This window comes from Larkinella punicea (genome assembly GCF_003334855.1).
In the GTDB taxonomy this organism is placed as follows: Bacteria; Bacteroidota; Bacteroidia; order Cytophagales; family Spirosomataceae; genus Larkinella; species Larkinella punicea.
Genome location: NZ_QOWE01000023.1, coordinates 134,888 through 148,076, shown reverse-complemented (window position 1 = coordinate 148,076; position 13,189 = coordinate 134,888). Strand labels below are relative to the sequence as shown.

Below are 13,189 nucleotides of genomic sequence, written 5' to 3'. Positions count from 1 at the left end.
CACATAGGTAACGGTGTCAGGCACCTAAGGCACTGCTGTTTTTATCCATCCCCTACCGCTCAGCCGAGTGACTACCAAAGATAATTCGGTTAATGGTAATCAGATAGGGTAGTGAGCAAAGGTATGAACGGCACGATGGAGCACGCGGGGAACCTGTTCTACAAACATCTCGTGCCGCTGGCACGTAATCAATTGGCGTAAACTAAACTATATTGCCTAATGGCATGATTTTAACGAGAGTACTTCAGATCAAATGTCACCGAAGTTCTCCATTGCTATACCAAAGCTAATTTGGTGTAAAAAAAAACGTAACAGCCCTGCCCTAAAGGGGGCTTAAATATCCAGATTTCAAAAGCCCCCTTCAGGGGTCGGACCGTCGCACGGTTGGGGGTAAACTCCACAACGGTTTTTTCTCCAACACTTTTTCAAACACCGGACAGTCGGGCGCGTGGGCGCCGGGCAGATAGCCGATGCTCATCAGGAACTCGTTCACGATTTCCCCACCGGTGAAGCGAAACGTTTTTTTGAACAGCTTCACCCATTCTTCCCTGATTTTGGGATGGTGGAGTTCCAGCCAGCTTTCAAACGAACCGTGTTCTTTTTGCAGTTGCAGGATGGTTTTGGCGTTTTCGATGGCGGCATTGATTTTCAGCCGGTTGCGGATGATACCCGCATCGGCCAGCAGCCGCTCTCGGTCGGCGTCGGTATAAGCCGCTACTTTGGCAATGGAGAAATTATCGTATGCTTTTCGAAAACCGGCTTCCTTTTTCAGAATCGTTTCCCAGCTCAACCCAGCCTGATTGATTTCCAGCACCAGCCGGCAAAACAGCTCGTCGTCGTCGTGGATTGGAAAACCGTAAAGATGGTCGTGGTAGGCTTTGTGGAGAGCCTTTCGTTCGGCGGGCATGAAATCGATAGCGGTGCAGTAGGACATGTTGGGTCGGTGGTTGAAAAGGAAAATACGGATGGGTTTCCCACTAATTTCAACCTTTGGGCGTTAGGTTAAGTTCTTTTCCCACGGTTCTTCCCTCCAAAATGGCGACACTATTCACCCGGTTTTTCGACAGGGAATCTTTTTGCCTTGGATAGCATTCTGTTGTTCAGGACATTTGTACTATGAAACTGAATTTTGAAGATCTGATTGTTTTCGAGAACGACGACTATATTTTAATCAATAAACCGGCGAATATCGCTTCGCTCGACGAACGGAATGCCGATAAGTCACAGAGTATCTTACGCTTAGCCAAAGCCTACCATCCGGATGCGCAACTCGGCCACCGCCTGGACAAAGGCACGTCGGGCATTCTGGCGATTGCCAAAAACCCGGCGGCCTACCGCCACCTGGCCATGCAGTTCGAACACCGGGAGGTGACCAAACGCTACCACGCCGTTGTAGATGGCATTCATGATTTCGAAGGTATTTCGGTGTATCTGCCCATTTCGCCCATCAAAGACGGAACGGCGGTGAAAATCGACCGGCAGAAAGGGAAAGAGGCCGAAACCATTTTCAATACGCTGAAAGTATACCGGATGCATACCTTGATGGAGTGTCTGCCAATTACGGGCCGGATGCACCAGATTCGGGTTCACCTGATGTGTTTGAAAGCCCCCATTGCCAATGATCCGACCTACGGCGGAAAACCGGTTTTTCTGTCGGATCTGAAGCGGAAATTCAACCTGAAAAAAGACACCGAAGAACAGTCGCTCATTCAGCGTGTGGCCCTGCACGCCCGCTCACTCACGTTTACGCTGCTGGATGGCGAACGAACGATTTTTGAAGCGCCCTATCCGAAAGATTTCGAAGTATTGGTGAAGCAGTTAGAGAAAAATAGTTAGTTTTCAGGCTCAATTTGGCGTTAACTCCTAAAACCGTACCGGCGAACCGGTCGAAAAACAAGCATGTTTGTTCATACCGTATATTTCTGGCTCACGAACCCCGAAAGCGACGACGACCGCCAGGCGCTCCGCGCCGGCCTTGAAACGCTCAAAGGCATCACGCATTTTGAAGCGTTGTACATTGGCAAGCCCGCCGACACCCGTCGGCCCGTCATCGATCATTCCTACGACTGGTCACTGACCTATATTTTCAGTGATCAGGCATCCCACGACGCGTATCAGGAAGACCCGATCCACCTGAAATTTGTGGAAACCTGCGCGCGGTACTGGAGCAAGGTTCTGGTGTATGATGCCGTGGAATAAAAACCACATTCGATAAAAAGAAAAAACCGGCCTTCCGACCGGTTTTTTCTTTATTAAGCTTTTCCGTTCTCCGGGCGGCCGTTCGAAGCCGTCGGCTCACCACCACCGGCTGACGGTTTTTTCTTCTTCCGTTTCTTCTTCCGATCGCTGCGGTCGCTGAATTTTTTGTCCAGTTTTTCCAGATCACTGTTGAGTGAACTCAGCCCTTTGGCGGTTTCTTTCCGCTCGGCCATCGGTTCCAGCAGGTCGAACGATTCGGGAATAATGCCCTTTTTGTTCAACTCCTGAATCTCCATGACGCGCGCGATGGGCAGCGGATACCAGGTGCTTTCGGTGCTGTAACCAAACCACATGATCCGCCGGAAAATGTCGGTTTTCTGGAGCGACGCCCGGCCTTTCTGGGTTTCCAGCGGTTTTTCCACCTGCGGAATATCGCGCAACGCATCCACATACGTTTCGAGTTCGTAATTCAGGCAGCACTTCAAACGGCCGCACTGACCCGATAACTTACTGGGATTCAGCGACAAATTCTGATAGCGAGCCGCCGAGGTCGTAATGTTTTTGAAATCGGTCAGCCAGGTCGAGCAGCACAATTCGCGGCCGCAGGAGCCAATCCCGCCCAACCGCCCGGCTTCCTGCCGCAGGCTGATCTGCCGCATTTCGACCCGAATTTTGAATTCGGCGGCCAGAATCTTGATCAGTTCCCGGAAATCGACACGCTCGTCGGACGAGTAGTAAAATGTCGCCTTCGTGTTATCCGACTGGTATTCAACGTCGGACAGTTTCATATTCAGCTTGAGTTCCTTCACCACTTCGCGGGTGCGGTACATCGTCGTCAGATCGCGGGCGATGGCCTGCTCGTGTTTTTCGAGGTCTTTCTGCGACGCCACGCGGTGAATCACTTTCAGGTCGTCGGAAAACGGGATGTTTTTCTTCAACATCTGCAAGCGAACCAGTTCCCCCTGGAGCGACACGCAGCCAATGTGATAGCCCGTTTGCATTTCACAGACAACGTAGTCACCCGTCGTCAGATCGATCTGGTGCGGGTTTCGGTAGTATTCCTTCCGGCCACCCTTAAACTTTACTTCTACGGCTGCATCGTACCGGCGTGTGGAGGGCGTCTCCATGTTGCTCAACCAGTCGAACACATTCATTTTATTGCAACCACCGGTGCCACAGGCCCCATTATTCTTGCATCCGCCCACGGCTCCGGTCGCGGTTTTGGTCCCACAACCGCCGGTCGTACATGATTTGCATCCCATAACTCTATCTATAGTTAAGAGTTAAGAGTTAAAAATTAAGAGTTAAAAGTGAAAAGCAGGATAGCGACCCGTTTACTTTTAATTTTCAACTCATAACTTTTAATTCATAACTCGTGATCGTGCGGGCGGCCCCGCTTCTTTTTGTGCCTTCATTCAGATCACATTTTATATAGATCCAAATTGGGCGGTGAACACTATACTCAACCGGTTCACGCCGTTCATGAACCGGTCAACCTCAAAATTATACCCTAAATTAATAAAAAAAGGCATAAACGGCTGCATGAACCCAACGACTCCGGGCAGGTTGGGCAGAAACCCCATCCATGATCACATGAAAACGGTTAAAATATGTTTAGGATTGACTAAAACCGGAGATATTTGGCGGTTGCAGGTCACTTACCTTTGGATAAATAGTTAAGACATCCACTTTATCCGGCGTCGACACCGTTTCCCCGCTTCTCTTTTATGCAAGAACATTCGGCCTTTAAGCCTTCCCTGCGATTAATCGATGCCACGATGCTGGTGGCCGGCAGCATGATCGGTTCCGGTATTTTTATTGTCAGTGCCGACATAACCCGCAACACCGGCAGTGCGGGCTGGCTGATGGCCGTCTGGCTGATCACCGGTTTCATGACCCTAACGGCCGCTTTAAGTTACGGGGAATTGAGCGCCATGTATCCGAAAGCGGGCGGGCAATATGTATACCTGAAAGAAGCCTACAATCCCCTCATCAGTTTCCTATACGGCTGGAGTTTTTTCACCGTCATTCATACCGCCACCATTGCCGCCGTAGGCGTAGCGTTTGCCAAATTCACCGCGTACTTATGGCCACAGTTCAGTGAAGACCACATTATCTTAGATCTGAATTTCCTGCAAATCTCGGCGGCACAGCTCCTTTCGATTCTGATTATCATATTGCTCACCTTCATCAACACCCGCGGGGTCAACAGCGGGAAACTCATTCAAACGACCTTCACCCTGGCCAAACTGCTGAGCCTGCTGGGTCTCATCGTATTCGGGTTTTATGCCATCAAATCCGATGTCTGGCAAACCAACTGGACGAACGTCGACATCTGGAATTTACAAAAACTCAGCCCCGACGGAAGCGTTGAATCCTACACAACGCTGGCGGCTTTCGGTGCCATTGCGGCCGCGATGGTCGGATCGATTTTCAGCAGTGATTCGTGGCATACCGTCACCTTCATTGCCGGCGAAATCAAAAATCCGCAGAAAAACATCGGGCTCAGTCTGGCCCTGGGCACCATCATCGTAACGGTTATTTACCTGCTCACCAACGTCATGTATACCGGGGTGCTGTCGTTGCAGGAGATTGCTTCGGCCGACAAAGACCGGGTGGCCGTAACGGCTTCTCACGTTATTTTCGGTAACGCCGGAACCACCATCATTGCCATTATGATCATGGTTTCCACCTTTGGCTGCAACAACGGCCTGATTCTGGCCGGAGCGCGGGTGTATTATTCCATGGCCAAAGACGGTTTGTTTTTCCGGCAAGTGGGGCAACTGAACAAAAATTCCGTACCCGGTTTTGCCCTCTGGATTCAGTGCATCGTGGCCTGCATCTGGAGCCTGAGCGGCCGCTACGGCGATTTACTGGATATGATTTCGTTCGTGGTCGTGGTTTTTTACATGCTGACGATTGCCGGGATCTTCATCCTGCGAACAAAACGCCCCGACGCGCCGAGACCCTACAAAGCCGTTGGCTACCCGGTTTTGCCGGTTCTATACATTCTGATGGGCCTCGCGTTTTGCCTCCTGCTGATTATCTACAAACCCACCTATACCTGGCCCGGACTTATCATTACCCTCACCGGCATTCCGATTTATTTCCTGATCAGAAAAAACCGGAATACCGGTGAGAAGCTCCCGGAAACGTTCGAAAAACAGATCTAAACCGTTGCCTTACTTGCTCTTGTATTCCCGAATGTAGTCGCTGGGCGACATGCCGGTGGTTTTCCTGAAAACCCGGTTAAAATTGGTGGCGCTGTTGAACCCCGTCGAATAGGCAATGCTGGAAATGCCGTCGTTGCTGCTGTTGATGATTCGTTTACAGGCTTCGTTGATCCGGATTTCGTTCAAAAACGTGTTGTACGTTTTGCGGGTGTGCTTCTTGAAGTATTTGCAGAACGCGTGCGGAGTAATGTGGGCGATGTCGGCAATTTTGTCGAGCGTGATGGGCTCGGCATAATGATCGAGCGTATACTGGAAGACGTCATTCATCCTCATGCCGTCCGAATCCGAAAACGAATAATCGGCGAACCCCGTTTGCAACGACTTCCAGCCTTTTACTTCCTTCGAAAAATATTGAAACAATTGAATAACCGCCAGCAGCCGATCCAGATTGGTCTTGTCTTCCAAAGATTTCAGGATTTTGGCAACGTATTCGGTGTGTTCGGCCGGAAGTTGCAGGCCATTCTGGATGAGGTCGAGAAACCGGCTGATCGACTCCATTTCTGGCAAAGCCAGAAAGGCTTTCGGAATCCGTTCCAGATCGAAAAAAATGTGAATCGCGTGGGCATTCCCAAGCCGTGGATTCGTAAAATGCCCCGGCTCCGATTTAAACATGTGGGGCTGGTTCGGCCCCAGAATGTAGACTTCATTGGGCCGGAAAGCCTGGCTGTAGTTACCCACCATCAAGGTACCTTTCCCTTTGAGGATGAGCGTGATCTGGAGTTGTTTATGCCGGTGAAAATGGTTGTAGAAATGGGTCAGAAAATCCTCGTCTACAATTACGGAATCCTCTTTGGGGGCAGGCGGAGTAAATTGTAGTACTTTCATACAGTCAAATCAGGTAATTGTTTAACCATTAAACATCAAAATAGTACAATTAGAGATGGCAAGGGCTTTACAATGACCGGCAAAAGGAACGGTTTTACAACTTTACTTCATTTAACGGTTGTTTTGTGAAGTATATACCAATATTATCATTATTCTATATATTTTACAAACTAGCGGATAATATTTGTTGATTATTGGTTAATACTGTTACAAAAGTTCGTTCAGAAACCGTATATCGGAATAGTGTCACAGTATCGATGATGTTCATTTTTTACTCTTGAAATGATTACAATTTTCAAAGTTCACCAGGCGTCCTGAAAACGGGAGTAAATCGCTTTGTAAAGGCGGTATTATCATACTGAGAGGGCTACGATACCGCTGACAGGGTCTTTGACCGCTGTCGGGGTATCGTAGCCCTCTCAGTATGATAATACGAAAACCGAGCCAGTTATAACTTCCTTCTGGCCACTTCTTTCCGGATCAAAAACAACTCCCGGCTGGTTTGCCCGGCCACCGAACTGTTTTCCTGCGCCCGTCTCATCAAATACGGAATAACGTCGGCGATGGGTCCATACGGAAGATACTTGCTCACGTTGCAACCCATTTTGGCAAGATTGAACGTGATGTGGTCGCTCATGCCAAAAAGCTGGGAGAAATGAATGTGCGGGTGGTTGAGCGGTAGGTCGGCGTCGAGTAGTTTCTGGACGGTGTGCTGCACGCTGTATTCATTGTGCGAGGCTACAATCAGCGAAATCCGGTCGAGATGGTCCAGGCAAAAATCAATCGCAGCGTCGAAGTCCCGGTCACTGGCCGCTTTATCGGGCTGGATCAAAACGGTTTCGTTGCGCTCTAACGCCCGTTTTCGTTCTTTCTCCATGTAGGCCCCCCGAACGATTTTGACACCCAGAATGGCGTTGCGGTTTTGGGCCAGCGCAAAGCTCCGTTCCAGAAATGAAAGCCGGTCGTGCCGGTATAGCTGGACGGTATTGAAAACGACAGCGTCCTTTTGGTTGAAAACCGTCATCACCTGCATTGTCAACGCATCGATCGTATCCTGAATCCACGATTCTTCAGCATCTATTACTATTCCAATGTTGAGATTAGCTCCCGTTTCGCAGACTTCAACCGTTCGGCTGACCACCCGCTCCCATTCCTGCTTTTCGGAAGGGGTCAGCGAACTGGTATCGATATCGACGGTCTGATCGGTTAGCCGAACCAACGGGTTCAGCTTTTCCAGTAAGGCAAACCGCGCCAGGCCCGTAATCTTGATGCCCATCAACGGCACATTGGGGCGGGTAGCGGCAAACCGAACGACCCGAATGAACTCTTCCTTCGTCCGGTCGAAGTCGGCTTCGGTTTCCTTGCCTTCCGCGCCATAATCCAAAATGGCCTGCACGTTGAACCGATCGAGCGTTTTGATGGTATCTATCGTTTGATCAAGGCTTTCCCCACCAACAAATTGCTCAAAAATGGTGGACCGGATCAGGCCTTTGACCGGCAGATTCCATTTCACAGCCAGGGAGGTAAGCCCCGCTCCCAGGCTCACCAGCCAGTTTTGATTCATCAGGGTGAACATCACCTGCGCTTTCCGCAACTGCTGATCGGTTTTATAAGCGAAGGCATCGGCAGTATTATCCAGGTCTATTTTCGTTCCGTTTTTCATCGTCGGTATTTTGTCCCCTAATGTATAACGGGAATTTCGGGTATGGCGGTTTTGGCAATTTTGGATGACATTTGGACAATTTTGGATGCAAAGGAAGAACCGGGGCATAATACCTTTGAAGGACTGATTTTATCACCTATTGTTTATGTCAAAAGGATTTTTCCGTGTTCCGGAACCACAAAACGAACCGGTTTATTCGTATGCACCCGGGACGCCCGAACGCGCTAAATTGAAGGAAGCCCTGGCAAACGCCCGAGCGCAGGAAGTGGACATTCCTCTCTACATCGGGGATCGTGAAGTCCGAACGGGTACCAAACGAGCCATTCGCCCCCCCCACGACCATCACCATATTCTGGGTTACTACCACGAAGGCGATGCCAGCCACGTTCAGGAAGCCATCGAAGCCGCCCTGACCGCCAAACCCCGCTGGGAAGCCTTGCCCTGGGAAGAACGCGCGGCCATTTTTCTGAAAGCCGCCGAACTGATCGCCGGACCGTATCGCTATAAAATCAATGCCGCCACCATGCTCGGCCAGTCAAAAAACGCCTACCAGGCCGAAATCGACTCCGCCTGCGAACTCATTGACTTTCTGCGGTTTAACGTTTCGTATATGGCGAAAATTTACGACATCCAGCCCAATTCGTCACCGGGCGTCTGGAACCGGCTGGAACAACGCCCCCTGGAAGGGTTCGTGTTTGCGCTAACGCCCTTCAACTTCACGGCCATTGCCGGCAATCTGCCAACCTCGGCAGCCATGATGGGCAATGTGGTGGTCTGGAAACCGTCTGAAAACCAGGTGTATGCCGCTCAGGTGATCATGGATGTGTTGAAAGAGGCTGGTTTGCCCGGTGGCGTCATCAACCTGATCAACGTGGATGGTCCTGTTGCGGGAGACGTTGTTTTTAGCCATCCTGACTTTGCCGGTATTCACTTCACGGGCTCGACGGCGGTTTTTCAAACGATCTGGAAAACCATTGGCAATTCCATCGCTACCTATAAAAGCTACCCGCGCATTGTGGGCGAAACCGGCGGGAAAGATTTTATTCTGGCGCACCCCAGCGCCGATGTAGAAGCCGTGTCAACCGCTCTGGTACGCGGGGCGTTCGAATACCAGGGACAAAAATGCTCGGCGGCTTCCCGGGCCTATTTACCGGCATCATTGTGGGCGGCAATCCGGGAAAAAGTGGTTCAGGATCTGAGTACCATCCAAATGGGACCGGTCGAAGACTTTGGCAATTTTGTGAATGCCGTGATCTCTGAACGCTCGTTCGACAAGCTGGCCCGCTACATCGATCAGGCTAGAAACGACGAGGGAGTTGAGATCGTAGCCGGTGGATCGTATGACAAAACCGTTGGGTATTTTATTCAACCGACGGTTTTGCGGGTCGACGATCCGCAGTACGTAACGATGTGCGAAGAGCTGTTTGGCCCGGTTTTGACAGTGTACGTCTACGACGATGACGAATATGAAGCCATGCTTGATATCATTGATAAAACGTCCATCTACGCGCTCACCGGGTCGATCCTGTCCCGCGACCGGTATGCCATCGAACTGGCAACCACTCGTTTGCGGAATGCCGCAGGCAATTTCTACATCAACGACAAGCCGACCGGTGCGGTGGTGGGGCAACAACCTTTTGGGGGCGCGCGCGGATCGGGGACGAACGACAAAGCCGGTTCGGAGCTGAATCTGCTGCGGTGGGTATCGGCCCGGACCATCAAGGAAACCTTTGATGCTCCCAAAAACTACCGCTATCCTTTTTTAAATCCCGATTGATCGCACCAGCGGTTTATTCCGGACTGCGTTACAATCTACCGGTATGACAGGATCGTCATACCGGTATTTTTTTTAGATAAAATAGGGATTTGCTTTTATATTTTTCCAATTAGTCGGGTATTTGGAAAAAGCGGGAGTTGATAAATTTTAAGCGATTCACTTTTCTAAAATAGCCGAATATTATTCTACAATAAAAGTAGTTGGTGAGCAATTCTTTGGGGGCTTAACAAAAATTATCTATTGATAAATAGATTTTAGCCGAATCCCACTACCCCTATTTTGGGAAGGAAAATGTTGCTTTTCTTTGTTTGAGACCACTAAACCGTAGTGACTATGAAGCAATCTATCCTATCAACTCGTGGCTTCCTGCCCATTCTTATCGTTTTTTTCTGCCTGCTGGCAGGAAGTAGGGCCATCGCAGGTGGGCTTCCCGCAAAATTGGCTGACATTGAAGTCAATGGTGTCGTCACCTTCAAAGAAGATGGCAACCCGCTGCCGGGGGCGTCTATTTTAGTGAAAGGCACCACTAATACCGGAACCATCACGGATGCGAACGGTAAATTCCGGCTTTCCGTCCCCGAAAACGCCACGCTGGTGGTGAGCTACATCGGTTTTCTGCCGCTGGAAATTCCTGTCAACGGACGGAGTACGATTTCCATTGCGCTGGAATCAGATGCAAAGCAACTGAGTGAGGTGGTCGTCACGTCCTTCGGGATTGCCCGCGACCGGAAAACGCTGGGTTACGGCGTAAGTGAAGTGAAAGCCGAACAACTCAGCCAGGCCCCGACCACGGATGTAACCAACTCGCTGGCCGGAAAAGTGGCCGGGGTGCAGGTCACCGGTGCGGGCGGAGGTTTTGCCGGTTCCAACGTAACCATTCGCGGTTTTTCCACCTTTACAGGCAGCAATCAGCCGCTGTACGTGGTCGACGGGATTCCACTGGACAATTCCGGGGGAGGCAACTCCGTCAATACCGGCGTGGTGAACTCCAGCCGGATTTCGGACATTAACCCGCAGGACATCGAGAGCGTCAACGTCCTGAAAGGGGCGGCTGCTACGGTTTTGTACGGTTCGCGGGCGGCTTCGGGTGCCATCCTGATCACTACCAAAAAAGGCAAGAAAGGCGTTAAGAAACAGATTTCGTTCTCAACCAATGTCGCCGTCGGAACAGTGAGCCGATTCCCGAAATTCCAGAATGAATACGCGCAGGGCAGCAACGGAAATTACATCAACAACGTGGCCGGTTCCTGGGGACCCCGGATTGCGGGACAAACCGTAACGAACTGGTTTGGCGAGTCGGAAACCCTGCAGGCCTATCCGGACAACATTCGGGATATTCTCCAAAGCTCCATTTCGTCGCAGAATAACCTCAGTTTTTCGGGCGGAACGGATAAGTACGATTACCGGGTTTCCTACGGTTTTTCGGCCGAAACCGGTCTGGTTCCGAACAACAAACTGAACCGGAACAACCTCTCGGTGAATGCCGGTACGCAATTGACCGACAAATTCAGAATCTCGACCTCGTTCTCCTACGCCAACAACGTTTCGGACCGGACGCAATCCGGGAACCAGGGAGCCAACTCACTCTGGCGGGGGATTTATACGCCCCGCAGCTACGATCTGACCAACAAACCGTTCCAGGATGCCGCCGGAAACCAATTGTGGTTTGCCGCTGAAGATCACCCCTACTGGTCGCTGGAGCACATCAAGAACCACCAGGAAGTGAACCGGTTTTTCGGAAATGTTAACCTGAAGTATGACATTCTGGACTGGTTGCAGGCCGATCTGAAAATTGGTACGGATATTTTCAACTTCACCACCAAAGGGTTCGACGATAAAGGTGTACGCAGCAACGCCAACACCAACTCGGCGGGAGCCGGTGGGGTGCTGGACCGCTCGCAACTGATCCGCAACCTGAACTCGTATTTCACACTGACCGGAAACCGGAAAATTACACCCGACATCAACTTGATTGCAACGGTCGGGAATGAAATCATTTCCAACTACAACAGCGAAATGCAGAACATCGGTCTGGGGATCGTTGTGCCGGGTTTCGACAACATCAAAAACTTCCTGACGTTCAACCCTACCTCTTCCGTTACCGAACAACGGGCCGTCGGGGTGTTTGCTGACCTTGTTTTCGACTACAAAAGCTGGCTTTCGGTGAACGCCAAAGCGCGGAATGACTTCTCTTCTACGCTGGCGCCGGGCTATCGGTCCATCTTCTACCCGGCCGTTGCCCTCAGTTTTGTGCCAACGGAAGCGTTTCCATCCCTGAAATCGAAAATCCTGTCCTCGGCCAAAATCCGGGCCAACATGGGCGAAGTGGGCAAGGGAGCCAGTCCGTACGCCATCAACACCTACTACGGCAAAGCAAGTGCTGGTGACGGTTTAGGCTCGACGGCGGTCAACTTTCCGTTTGGCGGGCTGGCGGGCTATACCTACGACAACAGCACGGGGAATCCGCAGTTAACGCCGGAATTTACGCGTGAAATCGAACTGGGCGCAGAAGTAACACTGTTTAACGGTCGTCTTTTCATCGACGGATCGGTTTACAAACGCGACAGCCGCAACCTGATCTTCTCGGTTCCGGTGCCTTCGACCTCCGGTTTCACCAGCCTGGTAACGAACGCGGGTAAGCTTTCGACCAAAGGGATCGAGTTGCTGATTTCGGGCAATCCGGTCCAGAAAGAGAACTTCACCTGGGAATCGTCGCTCAACTTCACCAGTTTCCGGTCCATCGTGAAAGAACTGGCACCGGGCGTCGCCAACATCTCGATCGGCGGATTTACGTCACCCAACATCCGGCTGGTGTCGGGCGAAGAATACGGTCAGATCTGGTCGAATGCCTATCAGCGGGATGCGCAGGGCCGCATGATCATCGGCGCCAACGGCTTGCCGAAAGTAACGACAGCAGTGCAGCGGGTCGGAAATCCGAATCCACGGTTTACGGCCGGTTTTACCAACACGTTCAACTACAAGAACTTCAGCCTGTCGTTTCTGCTCGACTACAAACACAAAGGCGATCAGCTTTCCCGCACCATCGGCGATTTGCAAATCAACGGGGTAGCGGCCGAAACGGCCGAGTTTCCCCGGTTTAACGCCGACGGTACGCCCAACCGGCCCTACATTTTCGATGGCGTTCGGGAAGATGGCACGCCAAACACCATTGGCGTAACGGCGCAGCAGTACTACAGTTTGCAGGGCAAATATGTGGCCTGGGAAGGTTACGTGCTGGACGCTACGTACCTGAAACTGCGGGAAGCGAACCTGACCTACAAAATTCCGGCATCCGTTCTGGATCATGTAAAATTCATCAAAGGGCTTCAATTGTCGGTATACGGTCGGAATCTCTTTATTCATGCCCCGAATTACCCCCACCTCGATCCGGAACAAAACCTGCTGGGTGTCAGCAACGCCCGCGGTCTGGAGTTTGGCATCCAACCCACCGCCCGGACCATCGGCGGAAGTTTGAGAGCGACGTTTTAAAGG

Annotated in this window: 9 protein-coding genes; 5 read left to right on the top strand and 4 right to left on the bottom strand. The window is 51.1% G+C overall.

Going from position 1 to position 13,189, the window contains the following annotated elements; genetic code table 11:
* Window positions 1–361: 361 nt before the first annotated feature.
* Window positions 362–934: a DNA-3-methyladenine glycosylase I gene (locus DUE52_RS24625; protein ID WP_114408733.1), complete on the bottom strand. Its 573-nt coding sequence runs from the start codon at window positions 932–934 to the stop codon at window positions 362–364.
* 182 nt (window positions 935–1,116) lie between these two features.
* Here DUE52_RS24625 and DUE52_RS24620 point away from each other — a divergent pair, with 182 nt between their 5' ends.
* Both DUE52_RS24620 and DUE52_RS24615 read left to right on the top strand, forming a co-directional pair.
* The gene (locus tag DUE52_RS24620) at window positions 1,117–1,836 is read left to right on the top strand and encodes an RluA family pseudouridine synthase (protein WP_114408732.1); all 720 of its coding nucleotides are present in this window, start codon (window positions 1,117–1,119) and stop codon (window positions 1,834–1,836) included.
* A 63-nt stretch (window positions 1,837–1,899) separates the two neighbouring features.
* Complete coding sequence (locus DUE52_RS24615) at window positions 1,900–2,199, top strand: Dabb family protein (RefSeq protein ID WP_114408731.1); 300 nt, start codon at window positions 1,900–1,902, stop codon at window positions 2,197–2,199.
* Window positions 2,200–2,252: 53 nt separating this feature from the next.
* Here DUE52_RS24615 and DUE52_RS24610 read toward each other — a convergent pair whose 3' ends face one another.
* Window positions 2,253–3,461: a PSP1 domain-containing protein gene (locus DUE52_RS24610; RefSeq protein ID WP_114408730.1), complete on the bottom strand. Its 1,209-nt coding sequence runs from the start codon at window positions 3,459–3,461 to the stop codon at window positions 2,253–2,255.
* A gap of 465 nt (window positions 3,462–3,926) precedes the next feature.
* Here DUE52_RS24610 and DUE52_RS24605 point away from each other — a divergent pair, with 465 nt between their 5' ends.
* Complete coding sequence (locus DUE52_RS24605; protein WP_114408729.1) at window positions 3,927–5,372, top strand: APC family permease; 1,446 nt, start codon at window positions 3,927–3,929, stop codon at window positions 5,370–5,372.
* A gap of 9 nt (window positions 5,373–5,381) precedes the next feature.
* Here the strand turns inward: DUE52_RS24605 and DUE52_RS24600 are convergent, their stop codons facing one another.
* Window positions 5,382–6,257 carry a helix-turn-helix domain-containing protein gene (locus DUE52_RS24600; protein ID WP_114408728.1) on the bottom strand — a complete coding sequence of 292 codons (876 nt, stop codon included), beginning with the start codon at window positions 6,255–6,257 and terminating at the stop codon, window positions 5,382–5,384.
* A 448-nt stretch (window positions 6,258–6,705) separates the two neighbouring features.
* The gene (locus DUE52_RS24595) at window positions 6,706–7,920 is read right to left on the bottom strand and encodes a proline dehydrogenase family protein (RefSeq protein WP_222930321.1); all 1,215 of its coding nucleotides are present in this window, start codon (window positions 7,918–7,920) and stop codon (window positions 6,706–6,708) included.
* Between the two features lie 145 nt (window positions 7,921–8,065).
* Between DUE52_RS24595 and pruA the strand changes: the two genes are divergently transcribed.
* Window positions 8,066–9,697, top strand: coding sequence for an L-glutamate gamma-semialdehyde dehydrogenase (gene pruA / locus DUE52_RS24590; protein WP_114408727.1), 1,632 nt, complete (start codon window positions 8,066–8,068; stop codon window positions 9,695–9,697).
* A 333-nt stretch (window positions 9,698–10,030) separates the two neighbouring features.
* Window positions 10,031–13,186: a SusC/RagA family TonB-linked outer membrane protein gene (locus DUE52_RS24585; RefSeq protein WP_114408726.1), complete on the top strand. Its 3,156-nt coding sequence runs from the start codon at window positions 10,031–10,033 to the stop codon at window positions 13,184–13,186.
* Window positions 13,187–13,189 lie beyond the last annotated feature (3 nt).